General features: G+C 72.6%; 20 protein-coding genes. 9 read left to right on the top strand and 11 right to left on the bottom strand.

Annotation, left to right across the window (positions count from 1 at the left end):
- Positions 1-74 precede the first annotated feature (74 nt).
- The 5 genes from ACIP2X_RS11370 to ACIP2X_RS11390 all read right to left on the bottom strand — a co-directional run bounded on the left by ACIP2X_RS11370 (position 75) and on the right by ACIP2X_RS11390 (position 7,522).
- A complete protein-coding gene (locus tag ACIP2X_RS11370) occupies positions 75-1,316 on the bottom strand; it encodes a glucuronyl hydrolase (protein WP_401670567.1) in 1,242 nt (413 codons plus the stop codon).
- Entirely contained in the window at positions 1,313-3,034 is a 1,722-nt protein-coding gene (locus tag ACIP2X_RS11375) for a glycosyl hydrolase family 28-related protein (RefSeq protein WP_401670569.1), read from the bottom strand. Before ACIP2X_RS11375 ends, ACIP2X_RS11370 begins: the two co-directional genes overlap by 4 nt.
- A gap of 202 nt (positions 3,035-3,236) precedes the next feature.
- A complete protein-coding gene (locus tag ACIP2X_RS11380; RefSeq protein ID WP_401670572.1) occupies positions 3,237-3,662 on the bottom strand; it encodes a peptidase M23 in 426 nt (141 codons plus the stop codon).
- Between the two features lie 33 nt (positions 3,663-3,695).
- On the bottom strand, positions 3,696-4,184 hold the full coding sequence (locus tag ACIP2X_RS11385; protein WP_401670575.1) for a hypothetical protein: 489 nt from the start codon (positions 4,182-4,184) through the stop codon (positions 3,696-3,698).
- 116 nt (positions 4,185-4,300) lie between these two features.
- Positions 4,301-7,522: an AfsR/SARP family transcriptional regulator gene (locus tag ACIP2X_RS11390; RefSeq protein WP_401670577.1), complete on the bottom strand. Its 3,222-nt coding sequence runs from the start codon at positions 7,520-7,522 to the stop codon at positions 4,301-4,303.
- A 265-nt stretch (positions 7,523-7,787) separates the two neighbouring features.
- On the opposite strand from ACIP2X_RS11390, the gene ACIP2X_RS11395 reads away from it, so the two are divergent.
- From ACIP2X_RS11395 to ACIP2X_RS11420, 6 genes are all read left to right on the top strand, one after another.
- On the top strand, positions 7,788-8,186 hold the full coding sequence (locus tag ACIP2X_RS11395) for a hypothetical protein (protein WP_401670580.1): 399 nt from the start codon (positions 7,788-7,790) through the stop codon (positions 8,184-8,186).
- A gap of 331 nt (positions 8,187-8,517) precedes the next feature.
- Complete coding sequence (locus ACIP2X_RS11400) at positions 8,518-9,177, top strand: M15 family metallopeptidase (RefSeq protein WP_401670583.1); 660 nt, start codon at positions 8,518-8,520, stop codon at positions 9,175-9,177.
- Positions 9,178-9,348: 171 nt separating this feature from the next.
- A complete protein-coding gene (locus tag ACIP2X_RS11405) occupies positions 9,349-9,900 on the top strand; it encodes an RNA polymerase sigma factor (RefSeq protein WP_401672304.1) in 552 nt (183 codons plus the stop codon).
- A 155-nt stretch (positions 9,901-10,055) separates the two neighbouring features.
- Positions 10,056-10,931, top strand: a complete 876-nt coding sequence (locus ACIP2X_RS11410) for a C40 family peptidase (RefSeq protein ID WP_401670586.1) — start codon at positions 10,056-10,058, stop codon at positions 10,929-10,931.
- Between the two features lie 67 nt (positions 10,932-10,998).
- Complete coding sequence (locus ACIP2X_RS11415; protein WP_401670589.1) at positions 10,999-11,772, top strand: M23 family metallopeptidase; 774 nt, start codon at positions 10,999-11,001, stop codon at positions 11,770-11,772.
- Entirely contained in the window at positions 11,766-12,173 is a 408-nt protein-coding gene (locus ACIP2X_RS11420; RefSeq protein ID WP_401670592.1) for a hypothetical protein, read from the top strand. Before ACIP2X_RS11415 ends, ACIP2X_RS11420 begins: the two co-directional genes overlap by 7 nt.
- 86 nt (positions 12,174-12,259) lie before the next feature.
- Here ACIP2X_RS11420 and ACIP2X_RS11425 read toward each other — a convergent pair whose 3' ends face one another.
- Positions 12,260-12,652 carry a hypothetical protein gene (locus ACIP2X_RS11425; protein WP_401670594.1) on the bottom strand — a complete coding sequence of 131 codons (393 nt, stop codon included), beginning with the start codon at positions 12,650-12,652 and terminating at the stop codon, positions 12,260-12,262.
- A gap of 264 nt (positions 12,653-12,916) precedes the next feature.
- Here ACIP2X_RS11425 and ACIP2X_RS11430 point away from each other — a divergent pair, with 264 nt between their 5' ends.
- Together ACIP2X_RS11430 and ACIP2X_RS11435 are read left to right on the top strand one after the other, a co-directional pair.
- Complete coding sequence (locus ACIP2X_RS11430) at positions 12,917-14,137, top strand: hypothetical protein (RefSeq protein ID WP_401670596.1); 1,221 nt, start codon at positions 12,917-12,919, stop codon at positions 14,135-14,137.
- Positions 14,138-14,240: 103 nt separating this feature from the next.
- On the top strand, positions 14,241-14,618 hold the full coding sequence (locus ACIP2X_RS11435; protein ID WP_401670599.1) for a hypothetical protein: 378 nt from the start codon (positions 14,241-14,243) through the stop codon (positions 14,616-14,618).
- A gap of 84 nt (positions 14,619-14,702) precedes the next feature.
- Here ACIP2X_RS11435 and ACIP2X_RS11440 read toward each other — a convergent pair whose 3' ends face one another.
- The 5 genes from ACIP2X_RS11440 to ACIP2X_RS11460 all read right to left on the bottom strand — a co-directional run bounded on the left by ACIP2X_RS11440 (position 14,703) and on the right by ACIP2X_RS11460 (position 21,151).
- Positions 14,703-15,935 carry a cation:proton antiporter gene (locus tag ACIP2X_RS11440; RefSeq protein WP_401670601.1) on the bottom strand — a complete coding sequence of 411 codons (1,233 nt, stop codon included), beginning with the start codon at positions 15,933-15,935 and terminating at the stop codon, positions 14,703-14,705.
- An 89-nt stretch (positions 15,936-16,024) separates the two neighbouring features.
- Positions 16,025-17,935 (bottom strand): glycogen debranching N-terminal domain-containing protein, encoded by a 1,911-nt coding sequence (locus tag ACIP2X_RS11445; protein WP_401670603.1) that lies wholly within the window; start codon positions 17,933-17,935, stop codon positions 16,025-16,027.
- Complete coding sequence (locus ACIP2X_RS11450) at positions 17,932-19,287, bottom strand: MGH1-like glycoside hydrolase domain-containing protein (RefSeq protein WP_401670605.1); 1,356 nt, start codon at positions 19,285-19,287, stop codon at positions 17,932-17,934. The genes ACIP2X_RS11445 and ACIP2X_RS11450 overlap by 4 nt, the downstream gene beginning before the upstream one ends.
- A complete protein-coding gene (locus ACIP2X_RS11455) occupies positions 19,284-20,084 on the bottom strand; it encodes a sugar phosphate isomerase/epimerase family protein (protein ID WP_401670608.1) in 801 nt (266 codons plus the stop codon). The genes ACIP2X_RS11450 and ACIP2X_RS11455 overlap by 4 nt, the downstream gene beginning before the upstream one ends.
- A gap of 20 nt (positions 20,085-20,104) precedes the next feature.
- Entirely contained in the window at positions 20,105-21,151 is a 1,047-nt protein-coding gene (locus tag ACIP2X_RS11460) for a zinc-binding alcohol dehydrogenase (protein WP_401670611.1), read from the bottom strand.
- 128 nt (positions 21,152-21,279) lie between these two features.
- On the opposite strand from ACIP2X_RS11460, the gene ACIP2X_RS11465 reads away from it, so the two are divergent.
- Positions 21,280-22,683, top strand: coding sequence for an ABC transporter substrate-binding protein (locus ACIP2X_RS11465; RefSeq protein WP_401670613.1), 1,404 nt, complete (start codon positions 21,280-21,282; stop codon positions 22,681-22,683).
- Positions 22,684-22,707: the final 24 nt, after the last annotated feature.

A 22,707-nucleotide genomic window follows, 5' to 3' on the forward strand; every position in this document is an offset into this window, starting at 1 on the left:
CAAACGAGAGGAACTTATGTGCAGATGAAGGAGGTTGTCGTGAACACGAAATTAACTATCAGTCAAGAAATGATCTAGGAGGACGGGTTCGGGGGCCCTGACAGGTCGATGGCGTGGGCGATGGCGTCGGGGTGCAGGACGCGCAGGATGCCCTCCAGGAAGTAGTAGTCGGCGTAGGGCAGGGAGATCTCGATGCCGTCCTCGGCGGGGCGGTTGCGTGTGCAGCGGGCCAGCACCGCCTCGGCGCGGGACGACTTCCGCGTCAGGCAGGTCCGCGCCAGTGCCGTGAGCAGGCGCAGGGCGACGTCCCGGTAGGAGAATCGGCCCGTGGCGGCGGCCAGGTCGAGCAGTCCGCATGCCATGATCGCGCCGGCCGAGGCGTCCTTGATGTCGTGGGGCTGCTGGGGCGCGCGGAAGTCCCAGACAGGCACGTCGTCCGCGCCGAGGGCCCCGGTCGCGAAGTCCGCGAGTCGGCGCGCCGTGGTGAGGAAGCGCTGGTCGCCCGTGCGCCGGTACATGGTGGTGAACCCGTAGATTCCCCAGGCCTGTCCACGCGCCCAGCACGAGGTGGCGCTGTAGCCCTGCACCGTGTTCGGGCCGATCGGCGCGCCGGTGGCCGCGTCGAAGTCGTAGACGTGCGGGGTGGAGCCGTCCGGGCGCACGAAGACCCGCTGGGCCGTGATCGCGTGCTGCACGGCGATGTCGAGGTACTTACCGTCGCCCGTCTGCGCGCCGGCGAAGGCGAGGAGATCGAGGTTCATCATCGTGTCGATGATGACCCGGCCGGCGTTGGCCGGGTCGTTCAGCGCTCCCCACGCCCTCAGGAATCGGCCGCGGGGGTTGTACCGCTGGATCAGTGAGTCGGCGGCCCGGACGGCGCCGGTCCGCCAACTGTTCTCGCCCGTCAGGCGCCAGGCGGTGACCCAGGAGGGGTAGAACAGGAAGCCGAGGTCGTGGGTGCCGGTGTCGTACTGGCGGGGCGCCAGTCGCCGCGCCGAGTCGATTGCCAGGGTGCGCAGCCCGTCGTCCCCGCTGTACAAGTGCGCCATCCACAGCGTCCCCGGCCAGAAGCCGCCCACCCAGTCGCCGTTCTGGGAGTACACCCACTTCTCGAACCTGGTCCCCACCGGGAAGGCCCGCACCCCGGGCGCCACCGACGCGATCTTCTCCACCGCGTAGTCGGCCGCGGCACGCAGTTCGTCCACCGTCGACCGCTGTGGACTCCCCTCGACGGCGCCCGCGGCCGGGGCCGGGACACCGGCCGTGGCAGCCGTGCCGACCGCGGTGGCGAGGACCGTACGCCGGGAAGGACTCATGACTGCCTTCTCCTTCGGTCGTCTCGCAGGTCGCGCTGGGCGTCGTACAGGTTGCGTGGGCGCACCACGTCGGTGGTGCCGTACAACTCCAGGCGGGAGCGCAGGTCACCCGTGAAGTCGGGGACGTCGATCTGGTCGAACTCGGTGACCTCGTTGATGCCGACGGTCGCGGAGCGCGGTGCCAGGCCGTCGATCTTCATCAGCCCCGCGCGGCCGTTGGTGACGCGGATGTTCCAGTGGGTGAAGCGCGCGCCGAACAGCGGGCCGGCGCTCGCGTCGCCGCCGTGGCGGCCGTTGTTGTGGACGGTGATGTCGGTGCGGACGTTGGCGAAGGGCATGCCCCGGTGGCTGTCGAAGGTGCCCATCGCCATCCGGCCGCGCGACCACACGTTGTACGAGGACAGGCCCTCGACGTTGATGCCGTGCAGTTGGGTGTTCGCGGGCGCGGGGGTCGTGCGCTCCTCGATGGTGAAGTCCTCGACGAGGTTGTCGTGCGAGCCCTCGCGGCAGTAGTACGGGTGGTGGGTGCCCCGTCCCGCCACCCGCGTGCGGCGCAGCGTGCACGCCGAGGCGGCGACCAGGCCGAAGCCGTTGTCCACGTGGCGCACCGTCACGTCGTCGACCCAGCAGTCGTAGGCACACTGCAGCACGACGCCGTTGTGGCCCTTGTCGAGCAGATGGGGGGCCTGGGGGGTCTCCACCGCCTCCAGGGTCAGGCCCTCGACCCCGGCACCCGTGAGCGGGGTGACGAGTGTGGTGAGCAGCGGCTGCCACTCGGGGCGCACGTCGAGCGGGAGGGGACGCTCCAGGGTGACCTCACGGCCGCGGACGCGTGTGACGCGGACCGGCCACTCGTAGGGCACGTACGAGGTCAGTTTCGTCTTGTCGTCCCAGAAGTACGCCTCCGGGCCGGGGCCGCCGCCCGCCATGTGCTCCAGCAGGGTGTGGCCGGCGTCGTCGGTGAGACGGAGCAGGACGACGGCGCCGGGACGCAGCTGCGAGGGGTCGGCGACGCGCACGGTCCAGGAACCCTGCCGGGCGGGTTCGACCGAGGTGAGGGGACGGAACTCGTCACGGCGGTTGCCGGTCCAGCCCTCGAAGGGCCACTGCCGCGCCCGGATCGCGGTCACCAGCGAGGTCCAACGGGCCTGCGGGGCCATCCAGATGAGGCCGCCCGCCCAGGACCAGGAGGACTTGTCGCCGCCGTACCGGGACCCGTAGGCACCGATCAGCTCGGTGAGGTTCCGCGTCGCGTACAGCGTGGTACGGCCGCTGCCGGCGCCCCGCAGCACGACGCCGGAGTGTCCGACGCGGATCAGGTCGTCGATGCGGAAGGTGCCGGGCGGGATGGTGACCGTGCCACCGCCGGCCTCTCCGGCGGCGGCGATGGCACGGTTGATGGCGGGGGCGGAGTCGACCGTGTCGTCCGCCACGGCTCCGTGGTCGCGTACGTCGGCCACGACCGGGCGGCGGGGCAGGCGTGCGGCTCCCCCGCGAAAGCCCGCGCGGCCGACGTACGGGATCTGCGGGTGGGCATAGGGGTTCCGGACGAACTCCCGCCAGAGGGTGGCCACTTGTCCGCGGTCGGCTCCCCGGTCGGCGGGGGCGGCGCCGACCGTTCCGCCGGCCGCCACGAGCGCGGCACCGGCGATCAGGCCACGTCTGGTGATCCCTCCGACGGGGTGCGCGTCGCTCCCCCGGCGCTCGTCTGCCGTCACGGCCGACTCCCTTCGTGTCCGTCACTCCACGGCCCGCGCCACGATTCACGTACGTGAATCGTGGCGCACAGGGTCCCGACGGGAAGGCTCCCCCGTTGGTGAGCTACAACGGTGGCGTCGACCTCTCTTCCGGTCAAGACTGCGGACGGAACGATGGCTTGGAACATGAACTGAGTTCATGTCCATGAACAATGCGTGCCGGTCACCAGGCGCAGTCGGGCACGCCGGCGATCTTCTCGCCGCCCTGGATGTAGATGTTGTTGACCCAGCCGATCTTTCCGTCCGCCAGTTCGACCAGCGTCCACCAGCGGTTGCTGTAGCCGCTGTCGTGGATGGTCTCCCCCTCACGCTGGCAGTGGCCCTTTGCCGTCGTACGGGACACGGTCGCGACGACGGTGGGGCAGGAGGCGCGCGACGGGTAGAAGACGCAGTCCGCGTCCGCCCCGTCATGACGGACGTTCACGTTCGTCGCCCAGATGTAGACAGACGTCAGGGCCGCCGACGCGTCCGCCCGGACGGTCGTGACGGGGGGCCGTTCCGGCGCCGCCGAGGCGGCCGGGGCCAGGGCCAGGAGCCCGGCCGTCAGGGCCGTGGCGGTCATCGCCTTGACGAGGCGCCCAGTATTCATGCTTCCTCCGGATTACGTCGGATTCCGTGCGGGTCAGGGGTACTCGCAGTCGATGGTCGGGTCGCTGGGGCTGTCGACCGGCGCTCCGGGCACCGGACTGTTGTTGGAGCCGCCGCTGACGTACACCGCCGAGATCCAGCCCAGGGTCCTGGTGCGGGGCGTGATGACCTGGACCCAGTAGGTGTTGGTGTAGGGGCCGTCGGTCACGCGCCCCTCCGCGCCGTTGTCCACCTGGCAGTAGGCCGAGACCCGCACGCGCGTGAGCCGCTCGGTGGTGGCGAGGTCGCAGGTCGTGCTCTGGCAGTTACGCACCCGCACGTCGCTGGCCCACACGTACACGGACCCGGACGGCGGGTGCGCGGCCGCCGGCTGCGCGAACGACAGCAGGATCGAGGCGGCGACCACGAAGAGTCCGGCGAGGGAACGCAGCCCTCTGAAGGCGGAGCGCCGCCCCTGCCCGATCTCGCGGTTCCCGCGGTTCTCGTGCGTGCGTACATCCGTCCCTGGTGACGTCTCCGTCATGGTGGGGTCCTCTCCCGCCGGTGGTCGCGGGCGGCGGGGTGCCGCGCCGTCCACCCCTGCGACGGGGGGAGGCCGTCCGCCGTATGACCACCGGGCCGCGTCGCCCGCGCGAGGCCTCAGCGGGCCGGACCGGCGCCGCCGGGCTCCAGGGGTTCCATGGCCTCCCGGCTGCCGAGTTCGCGGAATATGTGCCGCGCCTCCTCCTCAAGCTCGCGTCCCGCCGCCGGCGCGCCCTTGGCCAGTTCGGCACGGGCGAGGTCGCGCAGGGTGCGGGCACGCCACAGCGGCAGCGCGAGCTTCTCCCACAGGCCGAGCGCCTGCCGCAGGGTCTCTGTCGCGGTCTCCCACTCGGACGCCGCGAGGTGCCACTCCCCCAGCGTGCGCAGGACGAGGGCCTCGCCGAACATGTCCTGGCGCTCGCGGGTGATCTCCAGGCACCGGTCGAGACGGACCCGGGCCTCGGTCAGCCGGCCCTGCCGGAACTCGACCTTGGCCAGCGACTGACTCGCGTACATGACGCCGAAGGCGTCGTCCGTCTCCTCGAAGATGCCCAACGCCCGGCGCAGCAGCGACTCCGCGGCGGGCAGGTCTCCCCGCGCCCGGTGGCACAGGCCTAGGGCCCGCAGTGCCAGTGCCTCACCGTGGCGGTCCCATGCGGTCACGTACAGCCGGTGCGACTGGGAGAGGGCCTCCCAGGCCTCCTCGTGCCGGCCCTGGTCCCGGTGCACGCATCCGATGCCGTAGAGCACATGGGCCATGGACGCGATGTCCTCCGGCTCCCGGTACTGTTCGAGCGCCGAGGTCAGCAGGGTCAACGCCTCCGCGAACCGGGCCTGTTCGCGACGGGCCGCGCCCATGCCGGAGAGTGCTTCCGCGCACCCTCGGCGCACCGCCCGCTCCTCGAACAGCCGCAGTGCCGCGGCGAAGAACGCGTGGGCCTCGTCGAAGCGGTCCTGCTCCAGGCGCAGTTGGCCGAGTCCGCTCAGCAGCCAGGCCTCGCCCTCCACGTCACCGCCCCGGCGTACCGCCTCCAGGGCCACGTCGTGCGAGCGGGACCAGGCGTCGAACTGGTTGTACAGCGCCGCGGAGGCGGCCATGAGGGCGGCGGCGAGTTCACGGGCCGCGTCGGACATGCCGTGCTCCGCGCAGTGCGTGACGGCGGCCAGCAGGCAGCGCTGCTCGGCGGCGAACCAGGCCGTCGGCTCGCCCGCCAGGTCGGCCGGTTCCTGCGTGGCGGTGCCCGGAAGGAGCCGAGAGGCGCCGCCGGGGCCGCGGGCGGCCGCGCTGCGCGCCAGGCCCAGCCAGCTCTCCACGAGTCGTCGGACGGCCGTCTCGCGCTCGTGCGGGTCCTCGTCGGCCAGACAGCGCTCACGGGCGTGCTCGCGCGCCAGGTCGTGGATGCGGTAGCGGGTCCGGCCCGTCTCGTCGGTGCGGACGACCTCCACGAAGTGGCAGTCGACGAGTCGTTCGACCGCGTCCTCCGCCTCGTGCGAGGACACGTCGAGGAGCGGTCCGGCCACCCAGGCGGCGAAGTCGGGCAGGTCCATCAGGGCCAAACGGCGCAGGGCGCGCTGATCCTGGGCGTCGAGGTCGGCGTAGCCGAGTCCGAGGCTCGCGCGCACTTCCAGGTCGCCCGCCTGGAGTTCGTCCAGGCGGCGGCGTTCGTCCTTGAGGCGTGCGGCGAGCCGGGCGGGCGTCCAGTGCGGGCGGGCGGCGAGCCGGGCGCCGGCGACGCGCAGGGCGAGCGGGAGCCGGCCGCACAGGGCGACGATCTCGGCGGCCTGGCCCGGCTCCAAGGTGGGGCGGGTCGGGCCCGCCACGCGGGCCAGCAGGTCCAGCGCCTCCGGTTCGGAGGGCACGCCCAGATCGAGGTGGGTGGCGCCTTCCAGGGCGACCAGCCGGCGACGGCCGGTGATCAGCACCGCCGAGCCGCCGCCCGGCGGCAGCAGGGGCCTCAGCAGCGCCTCGCTGACGGCGTTGTCGAGGATGAGCAGAACCCGGCGGCGCGCGATGTGCGTGCGGTACAGGCCGAGGAGTTCCTCCTCGTCGCGGACCTCGGTGCCCGGGTCGGCACCGAGGGCGCGCAGCAACCGGGTGAGGGCGTCGACGGTCCGTACGGGCTCGGAGTCCGAGGCGCGCAGGTCCACGAAGAGCTGCCCGTCGGGGAAGAGCGCGGCGGTGCGGTGGCCGACGTGGACGGCCAGGGCGGTCTTGCCGGTGCCGGACCGGCCGGAGATGACCCCGACGGGCGGCGCGGTGCGCAGCGGATCGCGTACCTGCTCCAGGAGGGCGGTCGCCCAGGAGATCTGTTCGGTGCGCCCTATGAAATCGGCGACGTCCGGGGGCAGTTGTGAGGGAACGGGGCGTCGTGTGTCGTCGTGGGAGCGCTGCGGGCGGGGCAGGGGCGGCGCGTCCGTGTCCGCGGCCGGGCGGATCGCCGCCGCCTCGGCGGACGCGAATCCCGGCCCGGCGGGGCCGTGTGCGGAGGGGCCGCGTGCGGCAGGACCGTGACCGGCGGGGGCGGTCGCGCCGCGCGCCGGGGACCCGAGCACCGTGATGTCCCCTTGGAGCAGGGCCTGGTGCAGCGCCCGCAGTTCGGGTCCGGGGTCGAGGCCCAGTTCCGTACGGAGCAGCCGGCGGCCCTCGTCGTAGCAGCGCAGCGCGTCGGCCACCCGGCCGGTGCGGAACAAGGCGGTCATCAACTGGCCGCGCGGGCGCTCCCGCAGGGGGTGGGCGGCGACGTGCGCGACCAGTTCGGCTACGAGATCCGTCCGGCGGTCCAGGTCCAGCTCGGCGGCGAAACGGAACTCCTGTGCCTCCAGCCGGAGTTCCGTCAGACGCATCGCCTCGACGCGGGCGAAGCCCTGGCCGAGTCCTTCCAGCGCGTCCTGGCCGCGCCACAGACGCACCGCCCCCTGGAAGATGTCGACGGCTTCCTCGGGGCGCCCGTCGAGAGCCGCGTCCCGGCCGGCGGCGCAGGTGTCCTCGAAACGCCGGGCGTCCACGGCGGAGGGCGGGAACTCGGCGACGTAGCCCGGTGACCGGGTGCGGATCGCGTCGCCGCCCTCCCGTCCGGCGAGGGCTCGGCGCAGCCCGGAGACGTGCGAGGCGACGAGCGCCCGCGCGGTGGCGGGCGGCTCCTCCTCCCAGACCAGGTCCACCAGGCGTTCGGCGGACAGGACTTCGCCCAGGTGCACGACGAGAGCCGCGAGTATCGCTGTCGGTTTCGCACCGTTCAGCGAAATCCGCTGCCCCCCGCTCGACACTTCGACCGGACCCAGAAGGCGAACGTCCACCTTGTCCCCCGAATTCACGTTCCCGCGAGTCAGGGACAACATACCGGCACCTGCGGACAGGCATGCCTCATACCGCACTGCCCTTCTTCTCACGGCAGAGCGGTGGGAACGGAAAGTGGCCAAAAATCGCTGGGTGTCCGGTGAGAATTCCTCCCAATTCGCGGAAGAGACTGTCCGACTTTCCACCAGGGGACGGAACGGACCACCCCTCCGTATGAGCGGTTTTCGAAGTGACGCATACGGGCCGCACCCGGGGGCCGTCATCCGGGCGCAGCGACGACCTCACACCGACCAGACGGAGGACTCCATGACCGGAAAGACGACCAACCGCATCAGCCGACTGCGCCGCACGGCGGCCGCCGCGGCCGTGGCCTGCGGCGCGGGGGTGTCCCTGATCGCGGCCGCGCCGGCCCCCCAGGCCGCGGCCACCACCACGGTCTACGTCTGGGGGACCGACGTGAACATGCGCTCCTGCGCCTCGTTCGACTGCCCGCCCTACAGCGGGATCAAGGTGAGCCGGATGAACGTCACGGCGTACTGCCAGAGCACGGGTGACACCGTCAAGGACGGTCCCTACGAGAACAATTACTGGGTCGCGGTGGACGCCGGCGGGCCCCGCGGCTGGATCAGCGCCGTATACGTGCGTGGGGGCGGCAATTACGAGCCCATTCCCGGAGTTTCCCAGAACTTCGAGGACTGCTTCTGATCGACCCGGGGCACAGGCACGATCGCCAGGCCCACGGGGCGGGCGGTGCGCGGGGCGCGGACGGGCCATTTCGGCCCATGTCGCTCCGCGTGCCGCCCGTTTCGCACGAAAGCGCTCCGCGCTCGGCGGTCCCGGCCCTGCCCGGCTCCTCGCGCGGCGGTCCCAGCCCTGCCCGGCTCCGCGCGCGGCGGTCCCGGCCCTGCCCGGCGACCCGCCCACGGCCCCGCGGACGACCGGACGGAGCTCTGCCCGGGGCTCTGCAGCAGACCATGCATCAGGTCATGCAGCGGATCTGCAGAGCTTCTGCAGAGCCCCCCGCCACGCTGTGAGCGTGACGGACATCATCCTGCTTTCGGACCACCGAGTGGCCGGTACCCAAGTCGCCGACAACGGCGAGCCCTTGGCCGACGTCCGGGAGGTCGACGCGCTGCGGGTCGACACCCGGCAGGCCGACGGCGACGGCTCGTACGCGCATGTCAGGGCCGGCGTCCTGCGCCGGCTCCTGATCGCCCAGGACGCGCTGCCCCCGGGCATCCGCCTGCTGATGGTGGAGGGCTTCCGGCCGGCCGCCCTGCAGCGCCGCTACTTCGACGAGTACGCGACCACCCTGCGCGCCGCCCACCCGGACGCACGGCCGGACCGGATCCGGGAGCTGGCCAGCGCGTACATCTCGCCTCCCGAGGTCGCCCCGCACGTCAGCGGCGGCGCGGTGGACCTGACGCTGTGCACCGCGGACGGCGCCGAACTCCCGCTGGGCACCGAGGTCAACGCCACCCCCGAGGAGAGCGAGGGACGCTGCCGCACCGGCGCGGCGGGCCTCGACGCGGAGGCCCGCGCCAACCGGGCGGTGATGAGCCGTGCGATGACGGCGGCGGGCTTCGTCAACTACCCGACGGAGTGGTGGCACTGGTCCCACGGGGACCGGTACTGGGCGCTGATGACCGCGGCGCCCTCGGCCAAGTACGGGCCCGCCACGCTGCCAAGGCCGTGACGCGGCGGCCCGACGGCAGACACACACCCACCGCCACACCCACCGCAGTACGAGACGGACGGACCCCGGGGGAACACCATGGAAAGCAGCTGCATCGCACCGACGATGACGAACAAGTCGTCCCTGACCGCGCAGACCACGGACACGGGCACGGCGACCCTCGACCAGCACATGACCGCGGCCGAGTTCGACGAGGCCTTCACCGCCGTGATGCCGAGGCTGCGGCGCCGCCTGCTGGCCCTGACCGGCAACCCGCACGACGCCGACGACCTGCTGCAGGAGACGTATCTGAGGCTCTCCCGGCGGGCGCGCGCCCGCACCCTGGTGCGGCAGCAGCAGCCGTACGCCTACACCTGCGCCGCGGCGCTGAACCTGCTGCGCGACCAGTGGCGGCACCCCTCGCGGCAGGAGCGTTCCACCGACCGGCTGCCGGAGCGGAGCTGGGACGGCGGCTTCGCCAGCCGGGAGGCCGAGGCGGTGGCGACCGCGCTGCTGCGCGGGCTCTCCCCGAAGGAGGCGGCCGCCGTGATCCTGGTCGACATCGAGGGTCTGACCCACGACATGGCGGGTGAACGCCTGGGCGCCCACCGAGGCACGGTGCAGCGCAACCGGATGCGCGGACTCGCCAAGATCCGTGCCGCGCTCGACGCATACGAACCGGCCGCGGCGTCCGTCTCCACCACGAAGGCCCGAGGGACCGCGCGGCCCACGCCCACGGCGTGACCGGCGGCCCGAGGCGGACCGACCGACCGCCGGGCCCCGACCGACCCGCCGCGGGCCCGCGGACCCTGGGCTCGTCCCCGGACCGCACGCCCGTACACCACTCGTCCGTACCCGACTCATCCGCACAGCGCCCGAACCACCTCAGGGGGACCCGCATGCGCCGCACCAACCGCACATTGGCGGTGGCAGGAGGACTGCTGCTCGCCACCACGCTGACCTGTACCGGGACGGCGCTGGCCACGTCGTCACCGGCTCCGTCGAAGACCGTGGCCGCCGCCGACTGCCGCGCCCTGGCGGACGCTTCCGCCCAGGCGCAGGCGATCGTCGACGCCGCCTGCTCCCAGATCGGGGTGCCCTACTCGTGGGGCGGCGGCTCCATCCACGGTCCCACGTACGGCCAGGACTACCCCGGCGGCGGGCCCGGCGCCCACGACAGCCAGGTGAAGGGCTTCGACTGCTCGCACCTGGTGCAGTACGCGGCCTGGCAGGGAGCCGGAATCGCCCTGCCCGAGGGTTCCTGGAACCAGGCACAGTGGAGCGGCGCCACCGCGCGGTTCGGCCGCGACGAGGGCCTCGGCCCGTTGCAGCCGGGCGACCTGCTGCTGTGGGGCTCGAACCCGGCGAACCTGGGCAGCGTCCACCACATCGCCATCTACCTCGGTGGCGGCAAGATGGTCGAGGCCCGTGAGTCGGGAACGCTCGTGATGGTCAGCGACGTGCGGCTCAACGCCCAGTACGCGGGCGCCCTGCGGATCGCGGGCGGCGAGCAGCCGCCGGCCGGCACCAAGCGCTTCATGACCTGGGGCACCCAGGTGGGCCTGCGCCCGGAGCCCGGCACCGGAAAGCCTCCCGTGATCCGTCTGCCCGGCCCGACCGCGGTCGACGTGCAGTGCCAGGCGCATGGCGAGATGGTCCACGCCGAGGGCTACAGCAACGACGGCTGGTCGTATCTGCCGAAGTACCGGGCCTGGATCTCCAACATCTACATCGACGCTCCCGAGGCCTGGTTGCCCGGAGTCCCGACCTGCTGATCCACGGGCGCGGCCCGGACCAGTGAACCCAACCCCACCACCCTTTCCGCACGGAGGAGAACTCGTCATGCGCGCACTCAAGCGTCCCAAGTCCCTCGGCATGCTCGTCGCCACGGTCGCCGCGGCCGGGCTGGTCCCGCTCACGGCCGGCGCGGCCGACGCCGCGCCGCCCGCGGCGCCCGCCGCCTACACCGGCTCCTGCCCGACCGCCGGAACCGTCACCCAGGGCTACCACTCCGGTCACGACGGCGTCGACATCGCCAACAACCGCGGTACGCCGATCTACTCCGCCGGTCCCGGTACCGTCATCGTCTCCGGCACCGCCAGCGGCTACGGTCAGTGGATCCGCATCCGGCACGACGACGGCACGGTCACCGAGTACGGCCACATGTACGAGCGCCTGGTCTCCGTGAACCAGCGGGTCGGCGGCGGTCAGTTGATCGCGCGCATGGGCTCCGAGGGCCAGTCCACGGGCCCGCACCTGCACTTCGAGGCGCACAGCTCCACGTCCAGCACCCGCGGCTCGGACCCGGTGGCGTACCTGGCGGCGCGTGGGGTGAGCCTGCCGTGCACGCCGGGCAGCGGCACGCCCGGCACCAACTTCACCACCTGGGGCACCAGTGTCCGGGTGCGGGCCGACGCCCGGCTGAACGCGGCGGTGGTGCGCACGCTGACCGGGCCGACGGCGGTCTTCGTCGAGTGCCAGAAGCGCGGTGACCTGGTCAACGCGGAGGGCTACAGCAACGACGCCTGGTCCTACATCCCCGGCCTCGGTGGCTACGTGAGCAACATCTACATCGACCACCCCGACGCCTGGCTGCCGGGGGTGCGTGCATGCTGACCGGCCTCCGGGCCGGTGGGAAGGGTGTCGCGGCGGTCGTCCTGGCCGCCGCGGCCCTCCTCACGCCCGGCCTCACCACGTCCGCGCAGGCCGCCGACGCGGCGCCCTGCACCCCCGACCCCGACTACCCGGGCACCTACCGGTGCCCGATCTGGGGCTCGAACGTCAATCTGCGCGCCCGGCCCGACCAGCAGGCCGACGTCATCGCCACATCGCCCGACAGCGGGTGGCTGAGGGTGCTGTGCCAGGTCAAGGGCGGCCGCGCGGAGTACGGCGGCTACTGGCACACCTGGTGGGTGAAGACCCCCGCGGTGGGCATGGCGCCGTCGGCCTACATGAGCGAGATCTTCCTCGTCGGGGGCGGGAACGACGAGCGCGACGCGGGTCTGCCGACCTGCTGAGCCTCGCACCCGCCGCACACAGCCGGATGCCCCTGGGACCACGACCGTGGTCCCAGGGGCATCGGCATGCGGTTCCGCACTCGCCGTCAGTTCCGGCAGAGGTCCACGGAGTCGGCCGGGTCCTGGCCGACGTTGACGTTGCCGCCCCAGGCCCAGACGTTCCGGTAGGGGCCCTTGGACAGGTCGACGCCGTCGTGGACGGTGCCGCGGTACCAGACGTCCGTGTGGTAGCCGCCCGCGGTGACCGGCTGGCCGTGCACGTAGCAGACCCCGTCCATGTAATAGCGGTCCCTGGTGGAGCCGGTGTTGAGCACCGGCACGTTCTGTGTGCTGGGCGCCGAGCGGACGTTGCTGTTCGTCTGCAACGAGACGTAGAAGCCGGCGGCGCCCGCGTGGGCGGTGCCGGTGGTGGCGCACAGGGTGAGCGCTGCGCCGGCGGCGAGGCCGGCCGCGGCGAGGCGGGTTCTGCGCTGGGACATGGGTGCTCTCCCGGAGGGGTCGGGCCCGGGCAGGGCCGGATGGGTGCGTGCCGGGCCAGGGGCGCCGTCCCCCGCGGGTGGTGGCGGCCCCCGGCCCGTACCCGGGGGACGGTGGAGGGCGGGTCGTCGTATGAGAGCCGGGGCGGATCGTGGTCTTTCGGCCCCGTCCTGCTCCCGGGGGGCCCGGTCCTCATACGGCGCGGCGCGCGGCGCCGTCCTGCCGATGGTGCGAGCGACGCACCACCACCCGACCTGAGGATGACCATGAAGACTCTGAACAGCGCACGTGGCGGGCGCCTGGCCCGGTCCGCCCGTCGTCGCGTGGTGCACGCCGGTGTGTGTGCCGCCGCCCTGGCGGCGCTCGTGGGCACCACCGCGACCGCCGCCTCCGCCGAGGCCTCCGCGCCGCCCGCGGCGGTCCAGGTCGAGGTGCCGGCCGGGGTGACGGCGGGTGTCGCCGTCTTCGACCGGCAGACCGGCGCGTTCACCGAGCAGTTGAACACCGCGGGGCAGTTCCGGTCGGCGTCCGTGGTGAAGCTGCTGATCGCCCTCGACGTCCTGTGGAACCGCACCCCCGACTCCCTGCCGGCCGCCGACCGGGCGAGGATCGACTCGATGCTGCGCGGCAGCGACGACGCGGCCGCGAGCACGTTCTGGGCGAACAACGGCGGGGGCGCGATCATCGACCGGATGATCCCTCGTCTCGGCCTGACGGACACCGCCCGGCCGCCGGCCACGCACCCCGGTTTCTGGGGCTACACGGCGCTCTCGGCCCGCGACACCGTGAAGATCTACCGCTACCTGCTGGACTCCGCTCCCGCGGCGGTGGGTGACTATCTGCTCGGCAACCTGCGCCAGTCCACACGCTGCGCCACCGACGGCTACGACCAGCACTTCGGCATCGCCGGCTCCTTCAACCGGCCCTGGGCCGTCAAGCAGGGCTGGTCGGGCTTCAGTTCCGGTGGGTGCACGGCACCGGCCGCGGCGGCCGGGACGGCCGCGAAGGAGCCGCACGCCGGTCCGGCGGCGGACCCGGGTGCCCGGACCCCGGCGGGGGCCGACGCCGTCGACCTCGCGCGTCCCGCGCTGCACACGACGGGCGTGGTGGGCGCGGGCGACCGCTCCATCGTGGTCGTCTACACCCTGCACCCGAGCGGTACGTCCTACGGCAAGGCGTATTCGGACGTCGGGCGCCTGACCCGCTCGCTGAACGTTCCCGGCGCCACCCGCCCGGCCGGTACCTGGGTCGGCACCTGGGGTTCGGGGGTCCGTGTCCGCACCCAGGCGACGACCACCTCCGGCCCGCTCACGACGCTGCCGGCCGGCGTCGAGGTCCTGGTCGGCTGCCAGAAGCGCGGCCAGCAGGTCAGCGTGCCGCCCTACGTCAACGACTGGTGGGCCTATCTGCCGCAGTACAACGGCTACATGACCAACATCTACCTCAGCGTGCCGGAGAACCAGGTGCCCGGGGTGCCCGTCTGCTGACCCGCCGAACGGGACGGCGCGCGGCTCATACGACGTGAACCGGCGCGCCGTCCCCCGGGGGAGACGACTTGGCGGGACGACCTTCATGTGAGGGAGAACAGCGATGGGCAAGCGTGTACTCGGAGCCCTGGCCGCGGTGGCGGCTGTCGCGGGTGTGCTGGGCACGGCGCCGGCGGCCTCGGCGGCGCCCAACCCGCCGGGATGCCCCAAGGGCTACTTCTGCATCTACTCCGACATCATGGAGCGGGGCCGGCTGGTGCTGAAGTCGGACGCCAACTGGTCGGGCAGGGCGGTCGGCATGTCCCTCTTCAACAACGGCAACCCGTTCCCCGGCTACGACCACATCCAGGTCGAGTGGGGCTGGGAGGACGGCGGACGCTTCTCCGACTGCCTCCACTTCAACCCCGGGCCGGGCGAATTCTCCCGGAGCTTCGGCGCCAACGCCGTCTTCACCAAGGTGACATGGCGCGGCGAGTGCTGACCTGGCACCGGCCACGGCGGGCCGACGGGCGCGGCCTCCCACAGGGGAGGAGGTCGCGGCCGCCGGCCCGCCGGCCCTCGGGCGTCAGGAGGACCCCGGCGGTCGCCCGCGCCACAGGGCACCGACCCCGCCGGGCCTCGCGTAGAGCCGGGCCACCGGTTCGGAACTCAGACCGTGCAGCACGATGCTGACCAGGACGGTCATCACCATCACCTTGGCGATGACGTCGTCGTAGCGCTCCGGGACGTCGATGATCGCCAGCGATCCGAACACGATGGACGTCACGCCCCGCGGGCCCATCCAGCCGAGGAACAGCTTGTCGGCGGGGTTCATGCCCGTGCCCGCCAGGGCGATCAGCACGGGGACCACGCGCACCAGGGTCACGGCGAGCAGCGCGTAGACGAACACGGAGACCTGAAGGCCGTGCGCGAACACGCTGTTGACGATCTGGCCGAACAGGAACCACAGGGCGAGGGTCAGGAGGGTCACCAGATCCTCGGTCATCTCCACCGCGGTGCCGGGGAGATGCCGCATCGCCGGGGCGAAGCACACGCCCGCCACGAACGAGGCGACGAAGCCGTTCCCTCCCACGGCCACCGAGAAGGCGTAGGCGATCAGGGGGACGGCCAGGACGCCCAGCCTGACGGCCGTCGGTGTGGTCCAGCCGTGCGCCCAGGAGCCGCGCAGCAGCCGACCGCTCGCCCAGCCCACCGCCGCGCCCGTGGCGAGTGCCCAGGCGGATGCCACCACCGCCGTCAGCAGGGCGTCGAGGTAGTCGGCGTCGGCTCCGCGTGACTCGACGCCGATGGCGATGCACAGGAGGAACACCGGTGAGACGACGCCGTCGTTGAGCCCTCCTTCTACGTTCAGGAGGTCCCGCAGCCGGGACGGGATCCTGCGGTCACGGACGACGGCGGCGGCCGGGGCGAGGTCCAGCGGGACCACGACGGTCGCGAGGACGGCGAGCAGCCAGGCCGGCTGGTCCGGGAAGAGGAGGTACCCGGTGAGGAAGGCGGCGCACAGCGTGAGGGGCAGCGCCACGGACAGCAGGCGTACGAACAGCCCCCTCTCCCGCCTGATCACCGACCCGGGCACCTCGACCGCGTCCACGAAGAGAAGCAGGGCGAGGATCACCTCCACCGCGTGCTCGAACACTTCCGTGTCGAGGTCGAAGCGGAGCGGCGGATGCGGCCCGGCGGTCATCGCGACGCCCGCCGCGATCATGGCGAGGGGCGCCGTGATGCTCCAGCGGGAGAGCCGGTGCGCGAGCAGCGACCAGACGAACAGAATCCCCGCGATGACCGCTACGGCGAGCATGGCGCCCCGCCCTCCGACGCTGCGTGTTCCGGTTCCGCAGCGAGCCTAGGGCAAGTGATCCACACCACACGGCAGCCACTTCCGTGGCGTCACGCCTGCTGCAACGCCGTCCGCAGGGCGAGCGGGGTGGCGGCCGCCCATGCCTGGGGTGAGCAGGAGTGGGGGTAGGGCACGGGGCCCGCGGTGCCGGAGCGGGCGTAGCCGGCGATGACCTCGGGCAGGCGGTGGTCGTGCCGGGCCGCCGCCGCGAGGAGTCCCTCGGCGACCGTGGCGACCTCATCGGTGAGCCCGTAGCGGGCCAGCCCGAGGGCGATGACCGCGTTGTCGTGCGGCCAGGCGCTGCCGCGGTGGTAGGACAGCGGGTGGTACGGCTGCTGTCCGGCGGCCAGGGTGCGGATGGCCCAGCCCGAGAAGAAGTCCGCCTCCAGCAGGCGCCGGCCCACGCGGTGGGCGTGGTCCGTGTCGAGGATGCCGGACCACAGCAGGTGTCCCGCGTCGGACGCGAGGGCGTCGACCTGGCGGCCCGCCCCGTCCAGGGCGAGGGCGGGGAAGTCGGCCCCCGGCATCCAGAAGTCCGTCAGGAAGCGGCCGCGCAGCCGGGCGGCGGCCTCCCGCAGGCGGAGCGCGTACGCCTCGTCCCCCCAGACGTCCTGGGCGAGTGCCGCGGTGCGCACGAGTGCGTCGTAGGCGTAGCCCTGGGCCTCCGAGACCGCGATCGGGCCTTCGGCCTGGGTGCCGTCGGTGAAGCAGATCGCGCCCGCGGAGTCCTTCCAGTTCTGGTTGACCAGGCCGCCGGGGTCGGGGGTGTAGACGAGGTAGCCGTGCTTGTCCAGGCCGCCGTCGGTGAGCATCCAGTCGACGGCCCGCCGGGCGTGCTGCTCCAGACGGACGGCCAGGGCGCGGTCGCCGGTCGCCTCGTGGTGGGCGTGCAGGAGGACCAGGAACAGGGGGGTGGCGTCGACGGCGCCGTAGTAGCGGCCGTAGGGGATCTGGCGGAAGTGGGCGAGTTCGCCGTGGCGGGTCTCGTGGACGATCCGTCCGGGCTGCTCGCCGCTGAAGGCGTCGTGGTCCACGCCCTGGGTCGCGGCGAGCGCGCTCAGCGTGGCGGCGGCCGTCTCCGGCCGGTAGGGCAGCAGGAAGTACGACGTCAGCAGGGAGTCGCGGCCGAACAGGGTGAGGAACCACGGGATGCCGGCGGCGGGGACGTACACCTCCTCGCCGTCGACTCCCGTGACCGGGACGGTCAGCAGGTCCACGTCGGCCAGCCCGCGTTCGCAGGTGCGGGTGAAGTCGTCCGCCGGTGCGGCCGTCCGCCGGGGCGGGTCCGACGCGGCCGGGGCGCGGACCGCCGGGCCGTGCGGCTCGGCGCGCACGGTCAGGTGGAGTTCGGCCTGACCGTGGCCGTCCAGTTCCAGGTGCCAGGTCAGGGTGTGCGCGGTGGAGTCCGCGGCCGTCCCCGCGGGCTCCGTGGCGTCGGGGGCCGGGCTGCCCGTGACGGTGGTGCGGGCGTGCCAGTCGCCGCGCCGGTAGTCGAAGCGCAGGCCTTCGCCGGTGGGCCGGGTCTCGTACCGGGCGCCGGGCTTCGGGTAGTGGCGGTCGTCCGCGCGCAGCTCGAACAGGTCGGCGAAGTCGGCGTCGACGGTGAGGTCGACGCGGGCGGTCACCGGGTCGGGGCGGTTGCTCACCAGACGCAGGTGCTCCGTCAGCGTTCCCGCGGCGACGCTCTGCCGCCGGAAGACGGTGAAGGCGGGCGGGTTGTCGCGGGTGCCCTGGGGGGTCAGGACGCCGGTGGCGGTGTCGTCCGTCTCCGCCGTGGCCGGCACCAGGGCCGTGGGCGTGGTGCCGTCGACGGTGAGTTGCCAGCGGCTGAGGTGACGGCCGTCACGCACGAACACGCCGTCGGGCGTCCTGCCGCGGGTGCCGGTGATGCCGCCCTCGCTGTCGAGGCGGGCGAAGGTGGCGTCGCGGACCAGCTGGACGCGGGTGTCGGCCGCGGTCATGAGGTGCTCTCCTCGGGGTCGGCGCACAGCAGGTCGAGGGTAAGGGCGGCGGTCCAGGAGAAGTGCCGGGTCCCGCGCGCGGCGCCGGTGGTCGGGTCGACGTACTCGGCGAACTCGGACTTCCCCGCCTCGGCGAGGAAGCCCTGGCGCAGGCGTTCGGCGTCCGCGTGGTGGCCGTGGACGCGCAGCCCGCGCTCGATCAGCCAGGCCGTGTTGAACCAGGCCGGCCCGCGCCAGTACCGGGTGCGCGCGAAGGCGTGGCCGGTCAGGTCGTAGCTGGGCACCAGCGAGGTGGCCGGCGCCGTGAAGTGCGGGCCGCCGAGCGTCTCGCGCAGGCCGGCGACGACGCCGGGCGGCAGATGCGGGACGACCAGCGGGACGAGCCCGCTGACGCTCCGCTCGTCGATCAGGGTGTCGCTGCCCAGGTCACGCACGCGGAACAGGCCTGCCTCGGCGTCCCAGAGCCGGTCCACCAGCCGCCGGGTAAGTGCCTCGGCCCGCGAGGTGTGGGGTTCGCCGGTGACGCCGAGGTCCCGGGCCATCTCGGCCAGCGCCCACTCGCTCACGATCAGCAGGGCGTTGAAGCCGGGGTCCTCCACGGCGAAGCCGTGCGGGGCCGCGCGGTCGTCGTAGCCCGCCTCCCGGTAGTCGGTCGCGAGGCGGACGTAGCGGCCGTAGTCGAGGTCGGTGGGACGGTCGGCGGGGTGTCCGTGGTCCAGGTCCGCGCGCTGGAAGCTGTCGGGCGGGCTGGGCGTGACGCGTTGCAGGGGCGGGTCCCAGCAGGGGCTGTTGTCCATGCCGGGTTCCCACGGGTGGACGACGGCCGCCAGTCCCCCGCCGCCGAGGTCGCGGCGGGTCAGGAGGTACTCGTGCCACGCGGCGAGCCGGGGGTAGACACGGGCCAGGAAGCCCCGGCGCCGCGACTCGCCGGTGTCCGCCCGGTGCACGAGCCAGGCGGCGAGGGCGTGCACCGGCGGCTGGACGATGCCGGAGGTCTCGGGTGCCGACGGGGCGCCGGCCGCGCGGCCGGCGTGCGAGGACCGCCAGAAGTCGGGGCTCGGGAAGTACGCGTCGTGCGGCAGCGCGGGGTTGAACAGGATGTGGGGGATGCGCCCGTCGGCCCACTGCCCGGCGAGCAGGGACTCCAGCTCCTGCTGCGCGCGGCGCACCGACAGGTGCCGCAGGCCGATGGCGATGAAGGCGGAGTCCCAGCTCCACTGGTGGGGGTAGAGGGTGCGGGAGGGAACGGTGGAGGTACCGGTCCAGTTGTCGATCAGGACCCGCGCCGCACCGCGCCGCAGTGTCAGGTGTGCGGCGGCGGTGGGCGCGGGTCGGTCCAGGAGGGAGCTCACGCGCCGGACCTCTTGAGGAAGGCGGGAACGGAGCGGACGGCGTCGACCGGGTCGCCGGTCAGGCGGCACTCCAGGGCCAGGTAGCCGTCGTAGCCGATGGTGTGCAGGGCGCCGAGCCAGGCGGGCCAGTCGAGGTGTCCGGCGCCGGGCTGGAAGCGGTTGGAGTCGGAGACCTGGGCGTGGCCGATGACGTCGGCGTGGGCGAGGATCGCGGCGGCGGGGTCGCTCTCCTCGATGTTCATGTGGTAGCTGTCGATGCCGATCCGCACGGAGTCCAGACCGGTCGCGCGAATCAGGTCGGCGGCCTGGTCGAGCCGGTTGACCATGTGGTCCTCGTACCGGTTGAGGGGCTCCAGGAAGAGGACGACGCCCTCCTTGCGGGCGTGCTCGCCGAGCTCGGTCAGTCCGGCCAGCAGGACCTCGCGGTCCTCCTCCTCGGTGCGCGGGGGCACGAAGGGCGGCAGGCGGCGCGAGAACATCCCGTACGAGGCGGGGGTCTGGGCGCCCAGGCCGCCGATCTCGGCGATCACGGTGAGCTGGGACTTCATCTGGACGATCGCGTCGCGGCGCTGCGCGTCGTCGAAGGCGCCGAGGAAGTGCAGCATGTCGACGCAGACGGTGGGCATGACCACACCGTCCTTCCGGGCCTGGCGGAGTTCGTCGCGGCGGGCGGCGAAGTCCAGGTCGCCCTTGCCGCGCAGTTCGATGGCGTCGTAGCCGGCCTGCTGGGCGAAGTCCCACTTGGCCTGCAGGGTGTCTCCGGGCAGGAGTTGCTCCTGGACGGCGGTCTTGAGCATGAGGGGGCCTTTCAGAGCTCTCAGAATTCCAGGACGACCTGCAGCGCCTGCGCGGGGCGCTCGTCCAGCAGCACGTACGCGTCGGCGGCCTCGGCGGCCGGGACCACGTGGCTCACCAGGGAGGTGACGTCCACCTGTCCCTCGGCGACCAGCCGCAGGAAGGTCTGCTGCAGACGCTCGACCGTCCAGCGGCCGGACAGCTGCGGGGGCACGCCGCCGATCTGGGAGCAGATGAGCTGTACGCGGTTGTGGTGGAACTCGTCACCCAGGCGCAGGCCGATGCCGTCGCCCTGGTAGAAGCCGGAGGCGACCACGCGGCCGCCGACGGCCACGGAGCGCAGGGCGTCGTGCAGGGCGGGGTAGACACCGCTGATCTCGATGGCGAGGTCGGCGCCGAGTCCGGCGGTGGCCTCGCGGATGCGTTCGGCGACGGCGTCGGTGCGGGCGTTGAGGGTGGTGTGGGCGCCGTACCGCTTGGCGGTCTCCAGGCGGCCGTCGAGCGCGTCGACCGCGGTGACGCGGGCGCCGTTGAGCTGCGCGAGGCGCGTGGTGAGCAGTCCGATGACGCCCTGCCCGAACACGGCGACGTCCTCGCCGACGTGGATGTCTCCGGCGAGCACGGCGTTGTACGCGATGGCGCCGACCCGGGCGAAGGCGCCGGCCAGCGGCTCCAGGCCCGCGGGCAGCGTGTGGCCGATCATGCGCTCGGCCGGGACCACGCCCTCGCTGCGGTGACCCCAGATGCCCCACACCAGGTCGCCGGGCCGGGGCAGCCCGGGGGTGCCCTCCAGCTCCGGGGAGACCTCGACGACCTCGCCCACCTCCGAGTAGCCCCAGCCGGCCACCGGGTACTCGATGCCGGCCGCGCCGTCGCGGAACAGCCGCGCCTCGGGGTCCCAGGTCCGCGTCAGATACGGATTGGTGCCGCGGTAGGCCGTCAGCTCGGTACCGGCGGAGATGCCCGAGTAGCGGGTGCGGACGCGGAGGTGTCCGGGCGGCAGATCGGCTCTGTCGTGCTCGGCAACCTCCACCTGGCGGGGGCCTGTGAATTGAACGACGCGTTCCACGGAGGGCTCCGGAAGAGTTGCGGGTTTTTCGGTTGCGTCGACAATAACCCCAACTTATGTCTTGTCAACAAGCAAAACTGATGCTGTGATGCGTTCTCAGTAGACGTAAGTCGGAACGAGGACACGCAATGCGCACCAAGAGCCGGCGATCGACGACGATCGCGGTGGGCGTCACGGCAGCCCTGGGGATCGGGCTGCTGTCGGGCTGCTCCAGCAGCACCGGGCCGGGGAAGCCGGACCGGGAGATCACGGTCTGGTCCCAGGAGAACCTCCCGGACCGCATCGCCGTGCAAGAGAAGATCATCGACGGGTTCGAGAAGAAGACGGGCGTCAAGGTCCGTCTCGTCGGAGTCGACGAGGGGCAGATGCCCCAGCTGATCATGTCGGCGGCGGCCTCCGGCACGCTGCCGGACGTCATCGGCGCGGCCCCGATGGGCCAGGTCTGGCAGATGTACACCAACGGACTGCTGAACACGAGCATCCCGAAGGAGATCATCGGCGAGCTGGGGCGTGACACCTTCAACGCCAACGCCCTGGACCTGACCTCCGACGGGAGGACCAGCCTCGGAGTGCCCTCCGACGCCTGGCTCCAGCTGCTGGTCTACCGCAAGGACCAGTTCGACAAGAAGCAGCTGGCGGCCCCCGACACCTACGACCGGGCGCTCGAGGCCGGCAAGGCGCTCAACGCCAAGGGCAACGACGGCATGTCGGCCGCCACCGACCCCGGTGACGTCTTCACCTCGCAGAGCTTCGAGAGCGTGGCCCTGGCCAACGACTGCCAGCTGGTCGGCGACGACCACGAGATCGCCCTCGAATCCCCGCAGTGCGAGACCGCGTTCAAGACCTACGACGAGCTGGCGCGCACCTACGGCGCCCCCGGCACCCAGACGGTGGACTCGACCCGGGCCACCTACTTCGCGGGCCGCTCCTCGATGATCATCTGGTCGTCGTTCCTGCTCGACGAGCTCGCCGGCCTGCGCAAGGACGCCCTGCCCAGCTGCCCCGAGTGCCGCAAGGACACGGAGTACCTCTCCTCCCACAGCGGCATCGTCACCGCGATGCAGGGCCCCGACGCCACCGAGGCCGCGCAGTTCGGCGAGATCACCTCCTGGGTGACCACCAAGACCGCCGAGACCGCCGCCTCCCGCGAGTTCATCGAGTACATGATGGGCAGCGGCTACGAGTCCTGGTTCGGCATGGCGCCCGAGGGCAAGATCCCCGTCCGGCAGGGCACGGCCGCCCAGCCCGAGCGCTACATCGAGGCGTGGCGGCACAGCGAGATCGGCGTCGACACCAAGAAGCCCTTCGACGAGGTCTTCCCCGCGAGCCTGCTCAACCAGCTCGCCGACGGCGTCAGCAACATGCGCCGCTGGGGCATCACCCAGGGCGAGGGCGCGCTCGTCGGCGCCACCAACGGTGAACTGCCGGTGCCCAAGGCCATCGGCGCCATGACCAGCGGCCAGGCCTCCCCCGCGGAGGCGGCACGCGAAGCCGGCGACGAGGTCGCCGCCCTCAAGAAGTCCCTGCAGTAGCCGCCCGCCTGCACGTCACGAAGG

Origin of the sequence: Streptomyces sp. NPDC089424 (genome assembly GCF_044749345.1) — a bacterium.
Classification (GTDB): Bacteria; Actinomycetota; Actinomycetes; order Streptomycetales; family Streptomycetaceae; genus Streptomyces.